A 24,002-nucleotide genomic window follows, 5' to 3' on the forward strand; every position below is an offset into this window, starting at 1 on the left:
GTGGCGTAGCCGCAAGACCGGGTTTTTGCGCCAGGTCCATGCCCGGCCCCGGCGGCCGGTCCATCCCTTTCAATCCGTGGCCGCATCCCCCAGCAGCCCGGCCGCGCCGGCCTCTGCCAGCCGGGTGACCAGGGGGTGGATCACCTTGCGCGCACTGTAGATCAGATGAAAGTGCTCGTGCACGTCCGCCGTGGTGCCCACCGGCTCCAGCCCGTAGGTGCGCTGCAGGTGCTCGCCCAGCAGCAGGGGCGCCGGCATCACGCCCATGCCGGCGGCGGCGAAGGTGCTGAGCAGGGCGCTGTCCTCAAACTCCCCGGCCAGCCGGGGGCGGATGCGCTCGCGCTCCAGCCAGTGGTCGATGCGCGCGCGCAGCGCGGCGTGGGCGGTGGGCAGGATCACCGGCACCACGGCCAGGCTGTGCGGAAAGTTCTGCGAGGCGGCGCGGGCCCACAGCGGCGGCGCATACCAGCCGATGGCGCTGGTGCCCAGCAACTGGCTGGTGGTGCGCAAAGCGGGGTTGGGCGGGGCGGAGCGGTCGGCCAGCACCGCATCGAGCTTGTGCAGCGCCAGTTCGGCCAGCAGGGGCTGGAATTCGCCGTCGTGGCACAGCAGGCGCAGGTGGGGCTCGTCCAGCACGGGGGTGAGCAGCCGGTGCACGGCCAGCTTGGCGATGCCGTCGGAGATGCCCAGGTTCAGCCGCACCGCCTGCCCGCTGGTGGCCTCGCGCACGCGCAGGGGCAACTGCTCGCCCAGCGCGAAGATGTGGTCGGCCTCGTGCAGGGCCGCCACGCCGGCATCGGTCAGCACGAGGTTGCGCCCTTCGCTGCGCAGCAGGGCCACGCCCAGGTCCTTTTCCAGCGACCGGACCTGGGCGCTGATGGTCTGTACCGCCATGTCCAGCCGTTCGGCCGCGCGGGCCACGCCGCCTTCCTTGGCGACCACCCAGAAGTAGTACAGGTGGCGGTAGTTGAAGCTCTGGCTCATGGCGGGGCGGGCGGTGGGGAAAATGGAATGGTTCGGAAAAACCGAAGCAATGGTACCGGGAAGGCATCTTCTTTTCTGGCTGCGGCGGCCCCACAGTCCGGTTCGTTCTCCCTCCAATTACTTTTCCAACAAGCCATGAACCACCAGCAGACCGTTTCCCTTGCGCCGCCTTCGGCGTTCCCCCAACCGCCGTCACCGCACGGCTTTCAACCGATCGGAGGCTAAAGCCATGGAAACCATTGGAACCTGGTGGATGTGGGCGGGTTTTGCCGTCTTCGTGGTCGTCGCGATCGGGATCGACCTGCTGGTCATGGAGCGCCAGGGAGCGCACAAGGTGACCACCAAGGAGGCCGTGGGCTGGAGCCTGCTCTGGTTCTCGCTGGCCTTCGTGTTCGTCGGCATTCTGTGGTGGTACCTCAACGGCTCGCAGGGCCGGGAGGTGGCCAATACGGTGTCGATGCAGTTCATCACCGGCTACCTGGTGGAAAAAAGCCTGTCGGTGGACAACATCTTCGTGTTCCTGATGCTGTTCAGCTACTTCGCCGTCCCGGCGGAATACCAAAAGCGTGCGCTGATCGTCGGCATCATCGGTGCCATCGTGTTGCGCACCGTGCTGATCCTGGCCGGTGCCTGGCTTCTGGCCACGTTCCACTGGCTGCTGTACGTGTTCGGCGCCTTCCTCGTCATCACCGGCGTGAAGATGTGGCTGGCCGCGGGCAAGGAGCCCGACATCGCCACCAACCCGGTGCTGAAGTTCCTGCGGGGCCGCATGCGCATCGCCGACACCTTCGACGGCGAGAAGCTCACGACGATGATCGGCGGCGTCAAGCACTACACGCCGCTCTTCGTGGTGCTGGTGCTGATCGGCACGACCGACATCATCTTCGCGGTGGACAGCATTCCAGCGATCTTCGCCATCACGAACGATCCGTTCATCGTGCTGACCGCCAACATCTTCGCCATCCTGGGGCTGCGGGCGCTGTACTTCCTGCTGGCCGACCTGGCGAGCCGCTTCCACCTGCTGGCCTATGGCCTGGCCCTGGTGCTGGTGTTCATCGGCGCGAAGATGCTGCTGATCGACCTGTACAAGATCCCGATCGGCTACGCGCTGCTGGTCACCGCGGGCCTGATCGCCGGCTCGGTCGCCGCCTCGCTGTGGACCTCGCGCGGCCAGCCCCGCGAAACGCCCGCCTTGCCCCACGACCCCCGTTGAGCCCCCGAGGAGAGCCCTGCCATGTCCATGATCGAATTGATTTTGCTGTGCCTGCTGGCAACCCTGGTCATCACCACGTTCCTCGGCTGGCACGCGGGCAACGAGCGCCGCGATGTGGGGCTGCTCGCGGGCCTGACCGCGCTGTGCGGCGTGGGCGCCGCGACCGCGCTGGTGGTCTGAGCGCACCACGGCACGCGGCCCGCCCGGGGCCGTGCTGCCATGCCCATCGCCGGCGGATGGCATAAAACCGTCGCCGGCCCCGTCGCCGGCTTATGCCGGCGATTTGTATTTGATCGAACAACCGTAGGGCTGCGTGGTGGACACCGCGATCGGCTTGCCCGCCAGGGCGTCGGCCAGGCCGGCCTTCACGTAGTTCGTGGCCTTCGGGATGTCGGCCGGGCGGGCCGAAGGAATGCTGTCGATGCCGCCCGCATACACCAGCGTGCCCTTGGGATCGACGATGTACAGGTGCGGCGTGGTGCGCGCGCCATAGGCATGGCCGGCGGTGCCTTCCTCGTCCAGCAGCAGGGCGGTGGGCACGGCCTTGCGTTCGGTGAACCAGGCGGCCAATTGCGCGGGGGCCAGGTAGTCGCTGCTGGCTTTTTCGGTGGAGTTCACCGACAGCCACACCACCCCCTGGTCCACCGCGCCCTTTTGCGTGGCCGGCATGTTGCCGCTGTCATAGTGCTTGCGCACGAAGGGGCAGCCCGGGTTGGTCCACTCCAGCACCACGTGCTTGCCCTTGAAGTCCGACAGCCGCACGGTCTTGCCGGTGGCGTCCTTCAGTGCGAAGTCGGGCGCGGGCTGGCCCACGGTGGCCGCCGCCTGGGCAGCGCCTGCGGCAAGGAAAAGGCCGGCGAAGAGGGTCCGTCGAAGCATGGCGTTTCTCCTGTCGAAAGAACGAACGGGGCCGGGGCCCACGAGGCGGCCCAGTGTCACCGAGCCTCCAGCGCGTCGCCACCCAAAACCCCCGTGCCGGCAGGGCGATGGGTCGCCTGCTGAACGAAGCGCTTACAGACCGGCGATGGCCGCGCGCACTTCCTGCACGCCCAGGATTTCCGACAGCACCACGGGCGGGCGGCCCGGCGCCTGCAGCACGTACACCGGCACGCCGCTGCGCCCCAGTCGTGCCAGCGCGGTGGTGATGGCGGGATCGCGGCGCGTCCAGTCGGCGCGCAGCAGGGCCACGTTCTTGGCGGCGAAGTCCTTCAGCACGTCCTCGTGCGCCAGGGTGGTCTTCTTGTTGTACTGGCAGGTCACGCACCAGGCGGCGGTGTAGTCCACGAACACGGGCTGGCCTTTGGCCACCAGTTCCTCGGGCAGGCCGGGCTGCCAGGGGCGCCAGCCGCTGGCAGAGGGCACCGCTGCGGCCAAAGCCGGCGCGATTTCAAGCACTTTTGGTGCCCATGCCGTAGTCAAATATGCCAGGAGTGCTATTGAAATAGGAGCAATCGCCCAGCGGGTGCGCCCGGCGAGCGTGAGCGCCCAGACCGCCATGCTGAGCGTGACCAGCAGCGCCAGCAGGGCCGCCGCGCCGTCGATGCCGCTTTGCTGGCCCAGCACCCACACCAGCCACACCACGGTGGCGAACATCGGGAACGCCATGAACCGGCGCAGCGTGTCCATCCAGGCGCCAGGGCGGGGCAGGGCGCGCGCCACTGCGGGCACCCAGCTGGCGGCCAGGTACGGCAGCGCCAGCCCCAGGCCGAGTGCGCCGAACACCGCCAGCGCCTGCGCGGCCGGCAAGGTGGCCGTGAGGCCGAGCGAGGCGCCCATGAACGGCGCGGTGCAGGGCGAGGCCACGGCCACGGCCAGCACGCCGGTCAGGAAGGCATCCACCGCCGGGTGGCGGGCCTGCAGGCTGGCCACCGAACTGGGCAGGAAGCGCCCGAACTCGAACATGCCCGCCAGATTCAGCCCGATCACGGTGAACAGCGCCGCCAGCAGGGCCACTACGCCGGGCGACTGCAGCTGAAAGCCCCAGCCCACGGCCTCGCCCGCGGCGCGCAGCGCGAGCATGAGCGCGCCCAGCGCCATGAACGACAGCACCACGCCCGCCGTGTACGCCAGCCCGCCGATGCGGTGGGCGCGGCGGTGGTTCGCATGCTGGGCAAAGCCCACCACCTTGATCGCCAGCACCGGGAACACGCAGGGCATGAGGTTGAGGATCAGCCCGCCCAGCAGCGCGCCCGCCAGCGCCGCCAGCAAGGTGCCGAGCGGCGCGGCGGTGACGGCGGGCGCGGCCGGCGCACCCCCGCCCTGGGCCGCGTTGGCGCGCAAGGCCGCCTCCAGCGCGGGCGAGACGCCGGCCATCGCCGCGAGCGGGGGCCAGCCGCCCGTGAGGGGCAGCTCGGCCCGCCAGCCCTGGCCGGCATGGGCCAGCACCACGGGCATGGGCGTGGGGCTGGCGCTGCGCTGCGGCGACAGCGGCACGCGCGCCGTCCACACGTCGCCCTGCCAGGCCTGCTTCCAGTCCGCCGCGGTTTCGATCACGCCGGTGGTTTCGGGAAAGAACTCGAGCGCCTTGCCGCGCAGCGCGGCGGGCAGCCCGGCCACGGTGAGGGCGATGGCGTTGCCGTCCACGCGGGCGCTGCTGGCCGGGGCGCCGGCCGCGGGCGCCGGCAGCGGCTGGGGGTGCGCCTGCTGCGCGGCGTCGAAGGCCCCGGCGCTCAGCGCCGTGGTGCTGCGGATCGGCAGTTGCAGCGTGAAGTCGCCTTCTTCGGGGATGCATTCCTTGCGGCACACCAGCCACGAGGCGCGCAGGTGGAAGGTGGCGGTGCGCGCCAGCGGGCCGGGCGCGAACGCATCGGAGACGGCCATGGGCACCGGCAGCAGCACCGTGCCCTCGTAGCCGTAGTTGGCCAGGTTGCCGATGGGGATCTTGCGCGGCACGGGCCAGGCGATGTCGCCGGCCTCGATGCCGGCGGGCACCTGCCACTCCAGCTGCGTGGGCAGGCCCGAATCGCCCGAATTCATCCAGTAGGTGTGCCACTCGGGCTGGTGCGTGATCGACAGGCCCAGCCAGAGCGGCTTGCCCGGCGCTACGCCCTCGGGGGCGTGTGCCACCAGCTCGGCCTGCACATGGGGGGTGGTGACGGTGCTGCTGCCGCTGCCGGAACCGGTGGTCTTGGTGCCCAATTGGGCACCGGCGCCGATGTGAAAGGCGCTGGCAGCTATCAAAAAAAGAGCGGGCAGCAAGCGCTGGAGCAGGCGGTGTGACATGTCGCAGGGTGGGAGCCGCAGCCCGGGGTTTGGTTCCTGGGCCGGTGTCAGGCAGCGAAGCCGAGCACCACGCGGCGCGACAGGACGCCTTTCTTCTCGATCTTGGTCACGACCACGGCGCCGATCTCGCCGGTGTGCGCCACGTGCGTGCCGCCGCAGGGCTGCAGGTCGATCTGCGGCGCGCCCGTCTCGCCGGTGCCGCCCACGCGCACGGTGCGCACCTGGCCCGTGCCGCGCGGCGGCTGCACGCTCATGCTCTTGACCAGGGCGGGGTTGGCGTCCAGCTCCGCATCGGTGACGGTGCCCAGGGTGACGGCATGGCCTTCGGCCACCAGGCGCGCGATGCCGGCGGTCAGTGCGTCCTTGTCCAGCGCGCCGTCCATGTGGAAATCGAGCCGCGCGTAGTCGGGGGTGATCGAGCAGCCGTTCACGGGCTGCGCCACCAGGTGGCACAGCAGGTGGGTGGTGGTGTGAAAGCGCATCAGCCGGTGGCGGCGCTCCCAGTCGATGCGTGCAGTCACGGCCTCGCCCACCGTCCAGGGCGTGGGCTCGCCCGGTGCCGGCACGTGCACGATGGCGGCCGTGGGCCGGCCTTCATCATCCTTGCCCTTGCCCTTGCGCGTGTCGGCAATGGCGACGGTGCTGCCGTCCGTCCGCAGCAGCACGCCGCTGTCGCCGGCCTGGCCGCCCCCGAGCGGGTAGAACACGGTGCGGTCCAGCACGATGCCGCCGTCCGGCTGCACCGCCACCACGGTGGCCTGGCATTCGCGCAGGTAGGCGTCTTCGCGGAAGAGGTCTTGCGTGGCCAGCGTGGGGGTGGGGGAGGTCGCAGGGGCGGAGCGGTCGTCGGTCGTCATGGCCCGATGGTAACGGCGGCGCCTGCGGCAGCGCCCTCCGTGCGGCGCGCCGTGGGCGTGGCGTGCGCCGGCGTACACACCGGTGCGGGCGGAAGGCCGCCCACCTCGGCGGGCGTAGCCACCGATTCGCCGGGCGGCAGCATGCGCGCCTGGCGCCAGCGGCCGAACCGGTAGTAGGCGATGGACATCAGCATGGCGCACAGCGCGCTGGCCGGAAAGCTCCACCAGATCGCGTCCGCGCCCAGCACCGGCTGCAGTCCGTACGCGATGGGCAGGCGGATGCCCCAGAGCGCCAGCCCGAGGATGACGAGCGGCGGCACCACCGCGCCCGTGGCCCGCACCACGCCCGACAGCACGAAGGTCACGCCGAAGAACAGGAACGACCCCACGGCGATGTGATTCAGATGCCGGGCGGCTTCCAGAGAGGCGCTGCCCTCGGGTAAAAAGAGCGACAGCGCCATGCGGTCCAGCAGGATGAGCGGCGCGATCAGCGCGCCCGTGAGCAAAAAGTTGAACAGCGTGCCGCTGCGCGCCACGCCGTCCACCCGGTCCCAGCGGCCGGCCCCACGTTCTGCGCCGCCATCGACGAGCACGCGGCGCCGATGGCCATGGCCGGCATCTGCACGTAGGTCCACAACTGCAGCGCCGCGCCATACGCCGAGGCCGTCACCACGCCCTGGGCGTTGACCATGCCCATCACCATGAGCATGGCCAGCGAGATCATCACCATCTGCACGCCCATCGGAATGCCCTTGACCACCAGCGCCCGCAGGATGGCGGGGTCGGGCACGAACAGGCGCCACTGCGAGCGGCCGATCCACAGCGGATGGCGCCGGTAGCGCAGCCAGGCCAGCAGTGCCGCGAAGCTCAGGGCATTGGCCACCAGCGTGGCCATGGCCGAGCCGGCGATGCCCATGCGCGGCAGCGGCCCCAGGCCGAAGATGAGCAGCGGGTTCAGCGCCGTGTCCAGCACCACCACCAGCAGCAGGAACAGGAACGGCGTGCGCGTGTCGCCCGCCCCGCGGAGCACCGCCGACACGAACGCGAATAGGTACAGCAGCGGAATCGCCAGGAACAGCGTGCGCAGATACGCCTCGGCCAGCGGCAACGCGTCGGCCGGCGTGCCCATCCAGCCGAGGATCTCGCGCGACAGCGGCAGCCCCACCAGTGCGATGAGCACTGAGGTGCCCCCGAAGAACGTGGCGCTGGTGCCCATCACGCGCTGGGCCTGCGCCAGGTTCCTGGCGCCCATGGCCTGCGCCACGAGGATGGTGGCCGCCATGCCCACGCCGAACACGGCACCGATCAGCAGGAAGAGGATGTTGTTGGCATTCGCCGTGGCCGTGAGCGCCGCCTCCCCCAAATAGCGCCCCACCCAGATGGCGTTGACGGAGCCGTTGAGGGACTGCAGCACGTTGCCCGCGAGGATGGGCAGTGCGAACACCAGCAGCGTGTGGCCGATGGGGCCTTGGGTCAGGTCGCGCGTGGGGGACTTTGGCATGCGGCATGGTGCCAGCCGCCCGGGTGGCCCGGCTGTCGGCCGATGCCGGCACCCGCCATCAGAACCCCTGCAGCACGACTTTGCCGATGGCGCGGCCGCTTTCCACCAGCGCATGCGCCTGGCGCAGGTGGGCCGCGTCAATGCGCCCGCCGTCGGTGGTGAAGGTGCTGCGCAGGCGACCGGCGTCCAGCAGGCGCGCCACTTCGACCAGCAGCTCGCCCTGGCGGTGCAGGTCGGACGTGCCGAACAGCGAGCGGGTGAACATCATTTCCCAGTGCAGCGAAATGCTCTTGCGCTTGAGCGGCATCACGTCCAGCGAGGGCATGTCATCGATCACGGCGATCTGCCCCTGGGGCCGCACGCAGTCCACGTATTGCGCCATGTAGGCCGGCGTGTGGGTGAGGGCGGCCACATGGTTCACCTGCGGCACGCCCAGCGCGGCCAGTTGCGGGCCCAGCGGCTGGTGGTGGTCGATCACGTCGTGCGCGCCCATGTCCAGGCACCACTGGCGCGTCTCGGGGCGCGAGGCGGTGGCGATCACGCGCAGGCCGGTCAACTGGCGCGCGAGCTGGATCAGGATCGATCCCACCCCGCCCGCGCCGCCCACCACCAGCAGGGACTGCCCCGCCGCAGCGCCGTCGCCCGAGGGCACGCGCAGTCGGTCGAACAGGATTTCCCAGGCCGTGATGGCGGTCAGCGGCATGGCGGCCGCCTGCGCATCGGACAGCGTGGCAGGCGCATGGGCGGCGATGCGCGCATCCACCGTGTGCAGTTCGGCGTTGGAACCGGGGCGGTCGATGGCGCCGGCGTAGTACACCCGGTCGCCCACGGCGAAGCCCTGCACCGCGCTGCCCAGCGCCTGCACGGTGCCCACGGCATCCCAGCCCAGCACCTTGGCCGCGCCGCCTTCGGGCGCCGCGCTGGCGCGCACCTTGGTGTCCACCGGGTTCACCGACACCGCGTGAACGCGCACCAGCAGATCGTGCTCGCCGGGGATCGGCTCGGGAAGGTCCAGGTCCACCAGGGCTTCGGGGTGGTCGATGGCATGGGGGGCGTGGTAGCCGATGGCTTTCATGGGTGACTTTCTCTGAAAAGAAATGGGAAAAACAGCGATGGATGCACTGTAGGTTGGCAAAATGGATTTGATAAGTCGGCTTGGATGCCTATTTCTTTCAAATGAAATTTGAAAATATCTCCGACCTGCGCGTGCTGGTGGAAACCGCCCGGGGCGGCAGCCTCACCGCCGCGGCGCGGGTGCTGGAAATCACGCCCGCGGCGGCCAGCGCCATGCTCAAGCGGCTGGAGGCGCAGGTGGGCGCGCGCCTGTTCGAGCGTTCCACCCGCGCCATGCGGCTCACCGACCAGGGGCAGACCCTGCTGGACTACGCGGCGCGGGCGCTGGAGTTGCTGGAGGAGGGCGCCAGCCAGGCGGCCTCGGAGGCCGGCGCTTTGCGCGGCACCGTGCGCGTGGCCGCACCGTCGGACCTGTCGCGCAGCCTGCTGCTGCAGTGGTTCGACGGCTTCCTGCAGCAGCACCCGGGCGTGCACCCGGCCTTGTCGGTCAGCGACCGGGTGCAGGACGTGCGCCGCGATGCGGTGGACGTGGCCCTGCGCTACGGCGCGCTGGCCGACTCGCAACTGATCGCCCGGCCGTTGTGCATTACCCGGCGCTTGGCCTGCGCCGCGCCGGCCTACCTGGCGCGGCGGGGCGTGCCCCGGCACCCCGCCGAACTGGCGGGGCACGACTGCCTCACCTTGCACATCGCCGGCCGGCGGGAGGTGCGCTGGCACTTCGAGCGGGCGTCCGATGGCGAGGCGGTCTCGGTGGCCGTGGAGGGCGAGCGCAGCGTGGACGACGGCTCCATTGCGCATGAATGGGCGTTGGCGGGCGGCGGCATCGTCTACAAGTCGGCGATCGACGTGCGCGCCAGCCTGCGCTCGGGCGCCCTGGTCGCGCTGCTGCCCGACTGGCGGGGGCAGCGCTATGCCCTGCACGCCGTGCTGCCCAGCAACCGGTTCGTGCCGGCGCGCGTGCGTGCGCTGGTCGATCACGTGGCGCAGTGCTGCGCGGCCCTGGTGGCCGAAGAGGCCGCGGTGCCCGGCCATCCCGACTGGGTGGCCCTGCCGTGACGCCGCGCGGCTTTCTTTGATGGTCGGGCCGCCATGCGCGCCCGGCCCCGGCGCCGATAATCCCCCCGCCCATGAATGCGCTGCGCACGCCCTTCCTCACCGCCCGCTGGGTGCTGGCGTGGTTCGCTTTGGCGCTGGGCGTGGCCGCGGTGTCGCCGCTGGTGCATCCGCAGTCGCTGATGGTGGTGTGCAGTGCCGCGGGCGTGTTCCAGCTCGTGGCGCAGGACGATGGCACCGCGCCCGATGGCGGGGGCCTGCACACGCTCGACTGCGCTTTGTGCCTGCCGGGCGGTGCCCCGCCGCCGGCGCTCCGGGGGCACGCCGCACCGCCGCAGCCGCTGGCCCATGCCGTGCAGCCCTTGGCGGCTGCGCGCATCGCCGCCCTGGTGGGCGCGCCGCTGCCCGCACGCGGGCCACCGTTCGTTTCGTGATGCCTTGAATCGTGCGCCGCACCCCGGGCCGGGCCCGGGGCGGCGCGTGGGCGAGCGCCTGGGCGCAGCCCTTCGGTTTTCTTCGCCCTCGCCCTGCATCGCCGCGCACCGGCCGATTGGGGAGGGGGCCCACGGACGATGGCCATGAAACGACTTTCCTTTTCCTCGGGCGCTGCGCGCCACACCCTTGCGCTGGCCACCGCCACGGCCCTCGCGGCCCATGCGCAACCCGCACCCGGCACTGCGACCGAACCCACGGCCGATGCCGCCCTCACGCTCGGCACCGTGCAGGTGCAGGCCGCCAGCGCGGGCCCGCTGCCCGTGCGTAACGTGTTCAGCTCGGTCGACATCCTGGGAGCCAGCGTGCTGCAGGACCAGCATGTGGACCACGCCTGGGAGTTGTTCGCGCGCGCGCCGGGCGTGCAGGTCACGCCGTTCCGCCAGGGCACCGATGCCGGGCGCTTTTCGATGCGCGGCTTCAACGGCGAGGGCCGCGTGAATGCCGTCAAGCTGCTGATCGACGGCATTCCTTCCAACGACAACGCGGGCGGCATGCCCTACCTCGATGCGGTCTTCCCCATCGACATCGAGGCCATCGAGGTGGTGCGTGGCACCAACGACCCGCGCTACGGGCTGAACAACATCGCGGGCAATGCCAACGTGGTCACGCGCACAGGCGGCAACGAGGGCCGCGCCATCGCCACGGTCGGCAGCTTCGGCACGCGCGAGGTGCAGGTGACCAAGGGCATCGAGAGCGGCAACTGGAGCCAGAACTACACGCTGGCCTGGCGCGAGTCGGACGGCTACCGGGCGCACGCCGACGGCACGCAGCGCGCGCTGTCGGGCAAATGGTTCTACACCAGCGACGACGGGCGCTGGCGCACGGGCCTGACCGCCCGCCACTACCGCAACCGCGCGCTCGAATCGGGCTACCTCACGCGCGAGCAGGCCGAGGCCGCGCCGCGCTCGTCCCCCGCCTACGCCAGCGCCGACCGCAGCGAGCGCGAGACGGGCCAGCTCGCCCTGCACATCGACGGCGAACTGGCCGACCGCCTCTCCTGGTCCGCCAAGGCCTATGGCAATCATTACGAGAACCAGCGCTGGGTGCGCTTTTCGCAGGCCGCCGTGCAGCAGGAGCGCGACAACGACGAGACGCACCGGGGCGCGATGACGTCGCTCACCTGGCGCCCACGGGTGGACTGGGCGCACGAGTTCACGCTCGAAGGCGGTGTCGATGCCCAGTGGCAGAGCAACGCCGCGCAGCGCTACCGCACCATCGAGCGCCTGCGGACCTCGACGTTTCGAGACTGGAACTTCGACCTGGACACGCGCGGCGCCTACCTGCAGGCGGTGGTGCGGCCCGTGGCAGCGCTCAAGATCGTGCCCGCGCTGCGGGTCGACCGCATCAGCGGGCATTTTTCCGACGGGCTCGCGGGCATCAGCGCGCCCGTGCACGACTACGGCACCATCCGCCAGCCCAAGCTCAGCGTGGCCTACGCGCTCACGCCCGACACCAGCGTGTACGGCAACTGGGGCCGCACCTTCCAGATCGGCACGGGCATCGATGCCTACCGCACGCAGTCGCGCAACCTCGATCCCTCGATCAACGACGGCTGGGAGGTGGGCGCCAGGTTCCGCCCGCTGCCCTGGCTGGAGGCTCGCGCGGCACTGTGGCGCCAGCGCGCCTCGGGCGAGGTGGCGCGCGTGCTGGGGGTGGATGGCGTTCCCGATCCCGGGGGCCTCGGCAACGTGGGCCGCACGCTGCGCAAGGGCTACGACCTGCAGCTCAACGCGCAACTGCACGCCCGCTGGACCGGCTGGTTCGCCTATTCGCGCCAGGTGGCGCGCATCACCACGCCCGACCCGAGCGCGCCCGCCACGGCGGGCCGCGAGGTCGAGAACGTGCCGCACCACCTGGCGACCGCCGGCATCACCTACCGCGCCGGCGAGCAATGGGAGCTGAGCGCCTCGGCCAGCGCGCAGGGCGACTACTTTCTGGACCGCACCAACACGCAGGGCCGCGCTGGCCGCTACGCGCTGCTGAACCTCGGCGCCACCTGGCGACTCACGCCCGCGATGGACGTGTCGGTGCAGGTGAAGAACGCCACCCACCGCCGCTACGTCTATGCGTGGTACGACAGCGGTTCTTCGGGCTATTCGCCGGGGGATGGCCGCAGCGTGTCGGCCTCGCTCGGCTGGCGGTTCTAGACGCCGCGCGGGCCGCCCCAGAAAAACGCCCCACGGCCGGTGGGGCGTGGGGCGGCATCCGGTGGCGCAGGGGGTGGCAGCGTCAGAAGGTTTCCCAGTCGTCCGCGCCCGTGCCCGCCATCGCTGGCTGCTTGGCGGCTTTGGCGGGCGCGGCTGCCAACGGGGCCTTGGCGGGCGATGCCTGCAGTTTCCGCGCAGGGGCGGGCATGGCGCGCGGGGCCTTGGTGGCCGGGGCAGGCGCCGAGGCCAGCGAGGGCACCGGCGCCGCCCGGCTTTGCGCCTGCGCGCGGCGGATGACGGCGCTGGAGGCAGACTCTTCGAGCTGGAAGACGCTCACGATCTCCACCAGGCGGGTCGCCTGGTGGTTCAGGCTGTCGGCGGCTGCGGCGGATTCCTCCACCAGCGCGGCGTTCTGCTGCGTCACCTGGTCGAGCTGGTTCACCGCATCGCTCACCTGCGAAATGCCTTGCTCCTGCTCGCGCGTGGCGGCGCCGATCTCGCCGATCAGGTCGGCCACCCGGCGGGCTTGGTCGACGATCTCGTTCATGGTGGCGCCGGCTTCGCTCACCAGCGCCGAGCCCTGCTCCACCGTCTGCACGCTCTGGCCGATCAGCGCCTTGATCTCCTTGGCGGCATCGGCGGAGCGGCCCGCCAGGCTGCGCACCTCGCTGGCCACCACGGCGAAGCCGCGGCCCTGTTCGCCCGCGCGGGCGGCTTCCACCGCGGCGTTCAGCGCGAGGATGTTGGTCTGGAAGGCGATGGAGTCGATCACGCCGATGATGTCGCTGATGCGGCGCGAGCTGGCGGTGATGTCTTCCATGGTGCGAACCACGTTGCCCACCACCTCGCCGCCCTTGGAGGCCGTGGCGCTGGCCGAGCTCGCCAGTTGCGAGGCCGTGCGCACGGTGTCGGCGTTCTGTTTGACGGTGGAGTTCATCTCTTCCATCGACGCCGCCGTCTGCTGCAGGTTGGAGGCCTGCTCTTCGGTGCGCTGGCTCAGGTCGGCGTTGCCGGTGGCGATCTGCCCGGCGCCGGTCGCGATGGATTCGCTGCTTTCGCGCACCTGGCTCACGATGCCGCTCAGGCTGGTGCGCATGGCATTCATGGCCGCCAGCACGCTGTGGGTGTCGCCCTGGCGCAACTGCACGCCGACCGCCAGGTTGCCGTTGGCCACTTGCTGCGCGACTTCGGAGGCATAGGCCGGCTCGCCGCCCAGCTGTCCTTTGATCTGCCGGGTGATGGCCCAGGCCACTATGGCGCCGGCGGCGGCCGCGAGGGCGGCCAGCGCGAGCATCAGCGTGCCTGCGGCGACCGCGGCCTTTTCGGACTCGTCGGCCGTGCGCACGGTGGCGGCCTTCTGGTAGTCGACTAGGTCGTCCAGCGCCTTGAAATAAGCGGCTTGCACAGGGCGCACCGGGCCGAGCAACTGCTCGCGTGCCTGATCGTTCTGGTTGGCCAGGCCCAGGTCGACGGCCTTGTTCAGGGCCTCCACATAGGCCGGCCGCGCCTGCCCGATCTGGGCAACCAGGGCTTTCGCCTCGGGGCTGGTCATGCGCTGGTTCAGTTGGCTGAGCAGTTCGGCATTGCGTGCCTGGGCCTTGTCGATGCGGCGTTTTTCATCGGCCATCTGCGGAATGTCTTCCAGCAGCGCGATGTTGCGTGCGGCCCGGGCCACCGTGTTGATGCCGTCCTTCATCTCCTGAAGCACCAGCAGGTTGGCGATGCGTTCATGCGACAGCAGCTTGATGTTGCCACCGATGTGATCGAGCTGTACCCGTCCGAAGGCGGCCACCAGGAAGCCGATGGCGATCACGAGAGCAAAGCCCGAGCCCAGCAAGGTACCCAGTTTCATGCGTTGGAAGAAGTTCATGGATGCAGCCTTTTCGCTAGAGTCGAATGCCGATTTGGCCGGCAGGATGGGTGTGTGTCAATGTGTAATTTTTAATCCTCTGATGTAATCGATCTGTAGGACACAAACCAGCCTGCCGGTGCGCGGATGGCGAGCGGACGAGGGTTCAGGTGTCGGGCAGGCGGCGACAATCGAGAGTCCCTTGCTGGTTTGCGCCGTCCCAATTTCGCGCCAATCCCCTTACTGCGACCGGTCCATGACGTCCTCCCGCCCCAATCTGATCTTCATCCTTGCCGACGACCTGGGCTATGCCGACCTGGGCTGCACCGGCGCCCGCGACGCCTACAGCGTGCCCGTGGATGTCTCACCGCGCCTGGACGCGCTGGCGGCCGAAGGCCTGCGATGCACGCGGGGCTACTCGAATTCGGCCGTGTGCTCGCCCACGCGGTTCGCACTGGCCACGGGGCGCTGGCAGTACCGCCTGCGCGGCGCGGCCGAGGAGCCGCTGGCCAGCGTGCACGGCGACAAGGTGCTGGGCCTGCCACCCGGCCACCCCACGCTGCCTTCGCTGCTGCGCGATGCGGGCTACGCCACCGCCCTGGTGGGCAAGTGGCACCTGGGCTACCCGCCGCACTTCGGCCCGCGCATGTCCGGCTACGACACGTTCTACGGCTTCCATGCCGGCGGCTCGGACTACTTCGCGCATTGCGACCCGCGCGGCCGCCCGGACTTCTGGGTCAACGAAACCGAGCACACCGAAGACGGCTACCTCACCGACCTGCTCAGCCGCCGGGCGGTGGACTTCGTGCGCGACCAGACGGCGGACCGCCCCTTTCTGCTGAGCCTGCACTACAGCGCGCCCCACTGGCCCTGGCTCACGCGGGACGACCGCGCCGAATCGCAACGGCTCGCCGGTTTCGGCAAGCACATCGACGGCGGCAGCCTGGAAACCTACCAGCGCATGGTCCACCACATGGACGAAGGCATCGGCTGGGTGCTGGATGCGCTGCAGGAAAAGGGCCTGGCCGAAAACACCCTGATCGTCTTCACCAGCGACAACGGCGGCGAGCGCTATTCCAACAACTGGCCGTTCGTGGGCCAGAAGATGGACCTGCTGGAAGGCGGCATCCGCGTGCCGCTACTGGCGCGCTGGCCCGCCCGCATCGCCCCGGGCCGCGTGAGCGACACGCCCAGCCTCACCATGGACTGGACCGCCACCTTCCTCGACGCGGCCGGCGTGGCGGCCCATCCCGACTACCCGCTGGACGGCACCAGCCTGCTGCCGCTGTTCGACGACCCCGCGTGGAATCCGGAGCGCGACCTGTGCTGGCGCATGAAGCACCGCGAGCAGCGCGCGCTGGTGCGCGGCCGCCACAAGTACCTGCAGGTGGACGGCGTGGAATACCTGTTCGACGTGGTGGCCGATCCGCGCGAGCGCGCCAACCTGCGCGATCGCGAGCCCGCGCGCCTGGCCGAGTTGCGCGCCGCGTGGCAGGCGTGGGATGCGGAGTTGCCCGCAATCCCGCCGGAGGCCAAGGTCTCGCTCGTGTTCACCCGCAACGAATTGCCGCAGGCCACCTTCTGAACCGCCCATGACCTCACCCCGCACCGCTCCCCCGGCCCCGCCTTCCCGCTTCTGGGCCGAATGGTCCGCCCGCGATTTCGCGCAGGCGCAAGCCTCGGGCCGGGCGGCGCAAACCGTCGCCGTGTTGCCGGTGGCGGCCATCGAGCAGCATGGCCCCCACCTGCCGCTGAGCGTGGATGCCGCCCTGCTGCAGGGCGTGATCGATGCCGCGCTGCCGCAACTGCCGGCCGAGGTGCCGGCGCTGTTCCTGCCGCCGCAGAACGTGGGCCTGAGCACCGAGCACACGGCCTATGCCGGCACCCTCACGCTCAAGCCCGCCACGCTCATCGCGCTGTGGACCGAACTGGGCGAATGCGTGGCCCGCGCGGGCGTGAAGAAGCTGCTGCTGCTCAACGGCCACGGCGGCCAGGTGAGCGTGATGGACATCGTGGCGCGCGAGCTGCGCCAGCACTGCGGCCTGCTGGTGTACAGCGCCAGCTGGTTCAGCCTGCCGCTGCCCGAGGCGGTGAGCGTGCAGTTCAGCGCCGAGGAGCACCGCTTCGGCATCCACGGCGGCGAGATCGAGACATCGATGATGTTGCACCTCGCCCCCGGCACCGTGCACATGGCGCAGGCGCAGCACTGGCGCTCCACCTCGCAGGACCGCGCGGAGCGCTATGCCCTCCTGGGCAACGGCAAGAGCGCCAAGATGGGCTGGGCCATGCAGGATTACCACCCGGCCGGCGCGGTGGGCAACGCCGCGGGCGCCACGGCAGAAAAAGGCCGGGCGGTGGTGCAGGCCGCGGCAGCGGCGCTGGTGCAGTTGCTGGGCGAGCTGCACGCGTTGCCGCTCGATACCGTGGTGGACCGGCCCGGGGGCGGAGACTGACGAAGCACTGGCGATCACGCCAGCGGCAGTGCGATGCCCGATTCCGCGAACACCTCGCGCACGACGGACAGCCCGTTGAGCGCGGCTGGAAAGCCCGCGTATACCGCCATCTGCATCACCACCTCCACGATTTCCTGGGGCTGGCAGCCCACGTGCAGCGCGGCGTGCACATGCACCTTCAACTGCGGCAGCGCATGGCCGAGGGCGCACAGCGCCGCCACGGTGGCCAGCTCGCGCTCGCGCAGGCCCAGCCCTTCGCGGGCATAGATGTCGCCGAAAGGAAACTCCAGCAGGTAGCGCGCGAAGTCCGGAAACGACTGGGCCAGCGCTTCGACCACCGCCAGGCCGGCAGGGCCGTCCACGGCGGCCAGCATGCGGCGGCCCCGTTCGTAGCGCCCGGCGCTCATCGGGTGCCGCCCTGGCGCTGCTGCGCGCAGTTCTGGCGGGCGAAAAAATCAGGGAGATAACGGGTCATGGCGGTTCTCGAAAAGTGGATGGAAGCCGCCAATTTAGGGAGGGTTGATCAACCTGGGAATTACCCGATTCGTGATACCTTTTTGATATGCCGAACCTTCTCGATTCCCGCTCTCTCGCGCTCTTTCTGGCGGTGGCGGATGCCCTCAGCTTCCGGCAGGCGGCCGAAACCCTGCACCTGTCCCAGCCGCCGCTGAGCCGGGCCATCCGCGAGTTGGAGGAGCGGCTGGGAACGCGGCTCTTCGACCGCACCACCCAGGGCGTGGCGCTCACCGATGCCGGGCGCCGGCTGCTGCCCTACGCGCGCCGCGTCGGCCAGTTGCTGCGCGATGCGCAAGCGGCGGTAGCGGCCCAGGGCATGCCGGCCACGCTGCGCCTGGGCCTGACCAGCGCGGCCTGGTTCCGCGGGCTGGCGCAGCGGGTGCAGGCGGCGCAGCCGGGCACCACGGTGTCGGTGGTGTCCGATGCCTCGCCGAAGCTGGTGCGGCAACTGGGCGCTGGCAAACTGGATGCCGCCTTCGTCGCGCTGCCGACGCAGGCCCCCGGGCTCGACGTGCAGGAACTGGATCGCCTGGCCATGGTCGTGGCGATGCCGTCGTCCCACCCGCTGGCCCGACGCAGGTCGGTTCGCCTCGCCGACCTGGCGAGCGAGGCGCTCTTTTGGTTCGAGCGCGCGCGCCAGCCCGCGTTCTACGACCACTGCCAGCAGGTGTTTTCGCGCCATGGGTTCGCCGCACCGAAGCTGCGGGAGCCGGCGGACCACCACGTGCTGCTCGCGGAGGTGGCCAGCGGGCGCGGCATGGCGCTGCTGCCCCGGTCGTTCACCGCGCTGCGGCGGCCCGGTGTGGTGTACCGGGCGCTGGCCGAGGGCGAGGCGCTGGCGGTCGGCATCGGGCTGGCGACGCGGGAGGGCCGGCAGCCGCTGCGCGATGTGCTGATCGCGGCGGCGGGCGTGGGCCCTGCGCCGCACCAGCTTGCCCCGCCGCCCCCGGCTGCCGCCAAAACGCAGCGCGGTGGACCGGACGCGGCGGCCAAGCGCCGTTGATCACGTCCATCGTCACCTGGCTGCTGGTTTCTCGGGGGGCGGCCTGCCTGGGTCAGAATGCCCGCATGCCCACTTCCACCGTATCCGAAGCCCGCGCCTACGCGGTCGCCCTGCATGGCGCACAGATGTACGGGCCGCACCCCTATTCGCACCACCTCGACGCCGTGGCCGCTGTCCTTGCGCCCTACGGCGAGGAAGCCCAGGTGATCGGCTACCTGCACGACGTGGTGGAGGACACCCAGGCCACCGTACTCGACGTACAGGCCCGCTTCGGCGAACGGGTGGCGGCGTGCGTCGCGCTGCTCACGGACGCGCCGGGGGCGACCCGAAAAGAGCGCAAATCAAAGACCTACGCCAAGCTCGCCGAAGTGACCGGGCCCTTGGAACTGGCGTTGTTGGTGAAGGTAGCGGACCGGCTCTGCAACGTGCGGGCGTGCGTGGCGGACGGCCACCGCGCGCTCTGGACGGTCTACCAGGGCGAGCACGCCGTGTTCAAGGCCGCCGCATTTCGCGCGGGGCTTTGCGATGCGCTGTGGACCGAACTGGACGCACTCTTGGCCGATGGCGCGCTGCCGCAGGGCGCCTGAGGTGGTCGGGCGGCGGCGGCCCGGGCGCTCAGCCCGCAGCGCGATCGGCCATGCGGTCCAGGGTCAGCATGGCATCGTCGGGCAACACCAGCGTGGCTGCGGCCAGGTTCTCGCGCAGGTGCGCGACCGACGACGTGCCGGGAATCAGCAGAAGGTGGGGTGAGCGGCGCAGCAGCCACGCGAGCGCGACCTGCATGGTGGTGGCGCCCAGGCGCTGCGCTACTTCTGACAGCGCGGCCGATTGTAGCGGCGAGAAACCGCCCAGCGGGAAGAACGGCACGTAGGGAATGCCGTCACGCGCCAGGTCGTCGATCAGCGCGTCGTCGTCCCGGTGCACAAGGTTGTAGTGGTTCTGCACACAGGCGATCGCGCAGAGGCGCCGTCCCTCGGCGACCTGGGCCGGTGTCACGTTGCTCAGGCCGATGTGGCGCACCAGGCCCTGACGCTGCAGCTCGGCCAGCGCGCTCAGCGGGGCCTCGATCGATCCTTCGGCCGGGCCGTGCGTGCTGAACATGGCGCGCAGGTTGACCACCTCCAGCACATCCAGGCCGATGTGGCGCAGGTTGTCGTGCACCGCCTGCCGCAGCGCATCGGGCGAGAGCGCGGGCAGCCACGCCCCCTGCCCGTCGCGCACGGCGCCGATCTTGGTGACGATGACCAAATCGTCCGGGTACGGCGCGAGCGCCTCGCGAATGATCTGGTTGGTGATGTGCGGGCCGTAGAAGTCGCTGGTGTCGATGTGGTTCACACCGCTTTCCACCGCCGCGCGCAACACGGCCACGGCCGCCGCGCGGTCTTTGGGGGGACCGAAGACACCAGGGCCCGCCAGTTGCATGGCCCCGTAGCCGAGCCGGTGGACGGCGCGGTCGCCGAGGAGGGTGTGGGATGCGGGGGCGGGATGGGGCATGAGGGGCTTTCGTGGAGGTTCCGGTGGGTTTCGCTGGCTGCAGGCCCAGTCTAGGCAGGCCTCCACTGTTTGATAAGCCGCCATAATCGGCACAGGCTGTGCGGGATAAAGAACAATGAACGTGGACCTGGGCGATCTCAATGCTGTCGTGGCGGTGGCGCGGGCCAAGGGCTTTCGCGAGGGCGCGCGCCTGAGCGGCGCGAGCGCCTCGGCCTTGAGCGAGGCGGTGCGCCGGCTGGAGGCGCAGATGGGCGTGCGGCTGCTGCACCGCACGACGCGCAGCGTGGTGCCGACCGAAGCCGGCCAGCGCCTGCTGGAGCGGCTGAGCCCGGCGCTGGCCGAGGTGCAGTCGGCGCTCGACGTGGTGAACGGCTTTCGCGACCGGCCCGTCGGCACGCTCAAGCTGAACGTGCCCGTCAGCGCCTCGCGCCTCGTGCTGCCGTCCATCGTGCCGCGCTTTCTCGCCGCCTATCCGGACATTTCCCTGGAGATCCTCTCGGAGGACGGCTTCGTCGACCTGCTGGCGTCCGGCTGCGATGCGGGCATCCGCTACGACGAGCGGCTGGAGCAGGACATGATCGCCGTGCCCATCGGGCCCCGCGTGCAGCGCTTCGCCGCGGCGGCGGCGCCGGCTTACCTCGATCGCCATGGTCGGCCCGAGCATCCCCGCGACCTGCTGGCGCACCACTGCCTGCGGGGGCGCTTTGCCAGCGGGGCCATGCCGCTGTGGGAGTTCCAGCGCGGCGAGGAAGCCGTGGTGCGCGTCGATGTGACCGGGCGGCTGATCGTGCGGCTCGGCGGGGCGGCCGACCTCGCGGTGGACGCTGCGATCGCCGGCGCCGGCGTGGTGTACCTCTTCGAGGAATGGCTGCGGCCCCACCTGGACAGCGGCGCGCTGGAGCCGGTGCTCGAACCTTGGTGGCTGCGCTTTTCCGGCCCCTTCCTGTACTACCCCGGCCGCCGGCTGGTGCCGGCGCCGCTGCGGGCCTTCGTGGACTTCATTCAGGGCGCGCCCTGAACGCGCCCCGAGCGCACGCTGCGCGCGGGCACTGCCCGCACCGGGTCAGGCGTGCGTCACCCAGCTCGCGTGTTCTTCGGTGTCCAGGTGCGGCAGCGTGTTGAACGTCTGCATCATGAGCCGCTTGGGGGCGATGCTGAACTCGGTCACCGCGCTGTTGCGGATGCGCATGTTGAGGGCGATCGTCACTTCGGGCGGCGTGCTCAGCACCTCGCCCACGGCGGTGGAGATCGGCCCGCCGCTGGACACCAGCAGCACGTGGTGGCCCACGTGATGGCGGCGCACGTGCTCCAGCGTCGCACGGATGCCGCTGGAAAACGCCACCCAGCTGGGCATGCCCGCCGGGCTGATGGTGCCGCCCATCCACTGCGCCAGCGCATCGCACAGCAGCCGGAAGTGGTGCCGGTACAGCTCGGGCGTGTCGGGCCGGGGCAGCGGGTGGGGATGGATGGCGGCGATGAGCGCCGCGCTGTCGTACTCGTTCAGGGCGGGCAGGGCCAGTGGCTGCGGCGTGATCTGCAGGCCCTCGGCGATGCCCTCCAGCGTCTGCACATGGCGGCGCAGCGTGCCGGTGATCACCGCATCGAAGCGCACGTTGCGGGCCCGCCAGTACTCGCCCAGGCGCACCGCCTGCTCGCGCCCGCGCGGGCTCAGCTGGTCGTAGTCATCCGCGCCAAACGAGGCCTGGCCGTGGCGCACGAGGTAGAGGGTTCCCATGCCGGCGATTCTGGGCGGGGCCTGGGCGCGCCTTTGTCTCCCGGGTGACGAATGCTATTGTTTTGATAGCTACATGCCGGCGTTTTCATTGTGCTGGCGGCCGTTCCGATGCGGGTGTTGCGCAGAATCCGCAGCGGGGCATCAACGGACCGTATCCATCCGATCCAGGAGGTAGCGCAGATCGAACATCAGCGCTCTGGCCGCTAGGCGATCAAATGTGGGAGTGGGCGTGGCGCTGCGTTGTGCAGGTGTACGTGGTAGCGCGACCGAGGCTTGTGCGTCATCGTCTTCGCCAACCTTGGCATCCGCCAAATCGCGATGGTGATCGGTGCATTCCTTGCGCATCGCCGCCACAGCTGCACGCGCTGTTGGCTTGTTGTTCATTTCCAATGCGGGAATCAAAACGTCGAACTGGCGGTTGAGTCGTGTGAGCACATCGGCATGGATATGCTCGTATTTCACCCAGGACTGAACGTGTGTTTTTAGCCTGCGAGCCAGTTCCGCCCCACTATATGGCGTCGGCACTGGAATCACTGGCGCCAGAACGGGGACCAGGACGTAATCCAAATCTTGAATTTCGTCGATCTTCTGACTCCAGTAGGGTGTATCAGGCAGGTTATCCAAGCCCCAAGGCTCTGCGGTGGCCCCCGTCAGCTTGGCACGTGCCATGCCGGGCAGCTCTACACGGGTCACGACAAAGCCGTCTTGTGTTCTTCCTGGAGAAATGCCATCCGGATCAGTATCTTTCAAGCCCGGAGTCCAGACGAAACTGGTCTGCCCCACATTCTCGTCAACGCGCAAGTTTCCGCTCCAGCCTGTGGGCGCCTTGATTATTTTGGTTTCAAAATTTCTTTTGGAAATTAATTGATTCCAGTATTGCTGTGTCCATCTGTCATTTTCTATTTTTGCGTTTGCCGTCACCGCTGGTAAATTTGGTATTGCATATACCAGTGGGATCCCCCAAATCCGGAAGAGATCGATTGCCTGTTTTGCTTCGCGGCTGTTGCTTAGTCGATAACGGTATATATACTCTGATCCACTAGCTTGTACGGCAGACTTGATGCCTGGTTTGATCGCATTCTGTTGAATGTAGGTCTTATTCACCCACTGCGAAGTTTCTGGGTCTTGGTAGTAGAGCTTCCATGCGTTTTTCTGTGCGTCGAAGACGGCGCTGTCTTGGGCATGGGCCAAACCGAAAAAAATCAGTGGTGCCAACGACATTGCCCGAACGAATTGAATAATCTCCATTGCTCTATTCCAAAGACCATTCAGTCAGTCAACGCCCTGAGTCCATCCGATCCATCAAATAGCGCAAATCAAAAATCAGTGCCCTAGCCGCTAGGCGATCGAGCGCCGGAGCGGGCGTGGCGCTGCGCTGTGCAGGTGTGCGTGGCAACGCGACCGAGGCTTGCGTGTCATCGTCTTCGCTGGCCTTGGCATCCACGAGATCGCGATGGAGATCTGTGCATTCCTTGCGCATCGCTGCCACAGCTGCACGCGCTGTTGGCTTGTTGTTCATTTCTAGCGCGGGAATCAAGACATCGAACTGGCGGTTGAGTCGTGCCAGCGTGTCGGCACTCGCATGACCGTATTTTGGCCAAGTTTGTACATGCGCTTTGAGGCGCCGTGCCAGTTCGGCTGCGTTGTAGGGGTCAGGAACAGGAATGATGGGGGCCAGAACGGGTACGAGCAGGTAATCCAGTTCTTCGATTTCATCGATCTTCGCTTTCCAGAACGGAGTGTCTGGCAGTCCATCTAGTCCCCAAGGCTCGGCAATGCGTCCCTGCAGATAGGTGCGTGCCACGCCGGGTAACTCGGCCCTGGATACCGTAAATCCACTCTGCGAGTGTCCTGGCTCTACTCCATAGGAGTCCGTGTCTTTCAACCCCAAAGTCCAGACAAAGCTGGTCTGCCCTGCTTCTTCGTCAACCCGCAGTCCGGCACTCCAGCCCTTTGGCGCTTTGACCACGGTCTGTTCGAATTTTCTTCTGACGTTTAGCTGGGCCCATTGCTGCTTGTCTTCCGTCTCCGAATCGATTTTGGCATTGGCGGTTATCGGAGGTAAGTTCGGGATCGCATAGACCAGCGGAATGCCCCAGATACGGATCACGCTAATATTCTGTTTGGCATCCTTTTGATTGCGTACTGTGTATCTATAAGAAAATGGCGTTCCATTTCCGGTAATGCTTGACTGAATGGTAGGTCGAATGGCAGTGCGTGCTTCATAAATTTTTTCGATCCACTGCGAAGTTTCTGGGTCTTGGACGTAGAAGCGCCAGACATTTCTCTGTGCGTCATAAATCGCATTGTCTTGAGCATGGACTTGGCTTGCGCCAAGAAATAGCATTAGCAGGATATTTCGAATGATTTTGGAGATTTGCATTTTATTTGTCCGATTTGTTTTGA

At 68.8% G+C, this 24,002-nt stretch carries 21 protein-coding genes and 1 pseudogene; 10 read left to right on the forward strand and 12 right to left on the reverse strand.

Annotated features, from left to right (window positions below):
- Positions 1–69: 69 nt before the first annotated feature.
- Entirely contained in the window at positions 70–984 is a 915-nt protein-coding gene (locus tag M5C96_RS02110) for a LysR family transcriptional regulator (protein ID WP_272566855.1), read from the reverse strand.
- A gap of 229 nt (positions 985–1,213) precedes the next feature.
- Here M5C96_RS02110 and M5C96_RS02115 point away from each other — a divergent pair, with 229 nt between their 5' ends.
- Together M5C96_RS02115 and M5C96_RS02120 are read left to right on the forward strand one after the other, a co-directional pair.
- Positions 1,214–2,197, forward strand: a complete 984-nt coding sequence (locus M5C96_RS02115; protein WP_272550714.1) for a TerC family protein — start codon at positions 1,214–1,216, stop codon at positions 2,195–2,197.
- A 21-nt stretch (positions 2,198–2,218) separates the two neighbouring features.
- Positions 2,219–2,377, forward strand: coding sequence for a hypothetical protein (locus M5C96_RS02120; protein WP_272566856.1), 159 nt, complete (start codon positions 2,219–2,221; stop codon positions 2,375–2,377).
- A 90-nt stretch (positions 2,378–2,467) separates the two neighbouring features.
- Here M5C96_RS02120 and M5C96_RS02125 read toward each other — a convergent pair whose 3' ends face one another.
- From M5C96_RS02125 to M5C96_RS02145, 5 genes and pseudogenes are all read right to left on the reverse strand, one after another.
- Complete coding sequence (locus M5C96_RS02125) at positions 2,468–3,076, reverse strand: thioredoxin family protein (RefSeq protein ID WP_272566857.1); 609 nt, start codon at positions 3,074–3,076, stop codon at positions 2,468–2,470.
- 132 nt (positions 3,077–3,208) lie between these two features.
- Positions 3,209–5,419, reverse strand: coding sequence for a protein-disulfide reductase DsbD family protein (locus tag M5C96_RS02130; protein WP_272566858.1), 2,211 nt, complete (start codon positions 5,417–5,419; stop codon positions 3,209–3,211).
- Positions 5,420–5,466: 47 nt separating this feature from the next.
- Entirely contained in the window at positions 5,467–6,276 is an 810-nt protein-coding gene (locus tag M5C96_RS02135; RefSeq protein WP_272566859.1) for an alanyl-tRNA editing protein, read from the reverse strand.
- 42 nt (positions 6,277–6,318) lie between these two features.
- A pseudogene (locus M5C96_RS02140) lies at positions 6,319–7,777 on the reverse strand (MATE family efflux transporter); the annotation flags it as partial.
- Positions 7,778–7,835: 58 nt separating this feature from the next.
- Positions 7,836–8,852, reverse strand: coding sequence for a zinc-binding alcohol dehydrogenase family protein (locus M5C96_RS02145; protein WP_272566860.1), 1,017 nt, complete (start codon positions 8,850–8,852; stop codon positions 7,836–7,838).
- Between the two features lie 101 nt (positions 8,853–8,953).
- Between M5C96_RS02145 and M5C96_RS02150 the strand changes: the two genes are divergently transcribed.
- From M5C96_RS02150 to M5C96_RS02160, 3 genes are all read left to right on the forward strand, one after another.
- A complete protein-coding gene (locus M5C96_RS02150; RefSeq protein ID WP_272566861.1) occupies positions 8,954–9,907 on the forward strand; it encodes a LysR family transcriptional regulator in 954 nt (317 codons plus the stop codon).
- A gap of 71 nt (positions 9,908–9,978) precedes the next feature.
- A complete protein-coding gene (locus tag M5C96_RS02155; protein ID WP_272566862.1) occupies positions 9,979–10,338 on the forward strand; it encodes a DUF2946 domain-containing protein in 360 nt (119 codons plus the stop codon).
- Positions 10,339–10,476: 138 nt separating this feature from the next.
- The gene (locus M5C96_RS02160) at positions 10,477–12,546 is read left to right on the forward strand and encodes a TonB-dependent receptor (protein WP_442867351.1); all 2,070 of its coding nucleotides are present in this window, start codon (positions 10,477–10,479) and stop codon (positions 12,544–12,546) included.
- Positions 12,547–12,628: 82 nt separating this feature from the next.
- On the opposite strand, the gene M5C96_RS02165 is transcribed toward M5C96_RS02160, so the two are convergent.
- Entirely contained in the window at positions 12,629–14,416 is a 1,788-nt protein-coding gene (locus M5C96_RS02165) for a methyl-accepting chemotaxis protein (protein WP_272566864.1), read from the reverse strand.
- Between the two features lie 235 nt (positions 14,417–14,651).
- Between M5C96_RS02165 and M5C96_RS02170 the strand changes: the two genes are divergently transcribed.
- Positions 14,652–15,980 carry a sulfatase family protein gene (locus M5C96_RS02170; protein WP_272566865.1) on the forward strand — a complete coding sequence of 443 codons (1,329 nt, stop codon included), beginning with the start codon at positions 14,652–14,654 and terminating at the stop codon, positions 15,978–15,980.
- Positions 15,981–15,987: 7 nt separating this feature from the next.
- A complete protein-coding gene (locus tag M5C96_RS02175; protein ID WP_272566866.1) occupies positions 15,988–16,848 on the forward strand; it encodes a creatininase family protein in 861 nt (286 codons plus the stop codon).
- 14 nt (positions 16,849–16,862) lie between these two features.
- On the opposite strand, the gene M5C96_RS02180 is transcribed toward M5C96_RS02175, so the two are convergent.
- Entirely contained in the window at positions 16,863–17,255 is a 393-nt protein-coding gene (locus M5C96_RS02180) for a carboxymuconolactone decarboxylase family protein (protein WP_272566867.1), read from the reverse strand.
- 155 nt (positions 17,256–17,410) lie between these two features.
- Between M5C96_RS02180 and M5C96_RS02185 the strand changes: the two genes are divergently transcribed.
- Together M5C96_RS02185 and M5C96_RS02190 are read left to right on the forward strand one after the other, a co-directional pair.
- Positions 17,411–18,367, forward strand: coding sequence for a LysR family transcriptional regulator (locus M5C96_RS02185; RefSeq protein WP_272566868.1), 957 nt, complete (start codon positions 17,411–17,413; stop codon positions 18,365–18,367).
- Between the two features lie 65 nt (positions 18,368–18,432).
- The gene (locus tag M5C96_RS02190; RefSeq protein ID WP_272566869.1) at positions 18,433–18,954 is read left to right on the forward strand and encodes an HD domain-containing protein; all 522 of its coding nucleotides are present in this window, start codon (positions 18,433–18,435) and stop codon (positions 18,952–18,954) included.
- Between the two features lie 28 nt (positions 18,955–18,982).
- Here M5C96_RS02190 and M5C96_RS02195 read toward each other — a convergent pair whose 3' ends face one another.
- The gene (locus M5C96_RS02195) at positions 18,983–19,861 is read right to left on the reverse strand and encodes an oxidoreductase (RefSeq protein ID WP_272566871.1); all 879 of its coding nucleotides are present in this window, start codon (positions 19,859–19,861) and stop codon (positions 18,983–18,985) included.
- Between the two features lie 115 nt (positions 19,862–19,976).
- On the opposite strand from M5C96_RS02195, the gene M5C96_RS02200 reads away from it, so the two are divergent.
- Entirely contained in the window at positions 19,977–20,879 is a 903-nt protein-coding gene (locus M5C96_RS02200) for a LysR family transcriptional regulator (protein ID WP_272566872.1), read from the forward strand.
- Between the two features lie 45 nt (positions 20,880–20,924).
- Here the strand turns inward: M5C96_RS02200 and M5C96_RS02205 are convergent, their stop codons facing one another.
- From M5C96_RS02205 to M5C96_RS02215, 3 genes are all read right to left on the reverse strand, one after another.
- Positions 20,925–21,596, reverse strand: a complete 672-nt coding sequence (locus tag M5C96_RS02205) for a histidine phosphatase family protein (RefSeq protein WP_272566873.1) — start codon at positions 21,594–21,596, stop codon at positions 20,925–20,927.
- Positions 21,597–21,737: 141 nt separating this feature from the next.
- Positions 21,738–22,844: a hypothetical protein gene (locus M5C96_RS02210; protein ID WP_272566874.1), complete on the reverse strand. Its 1,107-nt coding sequence runs from the start codon at positions 22,842–22,844 to the stop codon at positions 21,738–21,740.
- Positions 22,845–22,872: 28 nt separating this feature from the next.
- Positions 22,873–23,979: a hypothetical protein gene (locus tag M5C96_RS02215; protein WP_272566875.1), complete on the reverse strand. Its 1,107-nt coding sequence runs from the start codon at positions 23,977–23,979 to the stop codon at positions 22,873–22,875.
- Positions 23,980–24,002: the final 23 nt, after the last annotated feature.

The sequence above is a fragment of the Acidovorax sp. GBBC 1281 genome (assembly GCF_028473645.1).
GTDB lineage: Bacteria > Pseudomonadota > Gammaproteobacteria > Burkholderiales > Burkholderiaceae_C > Paracidovorax.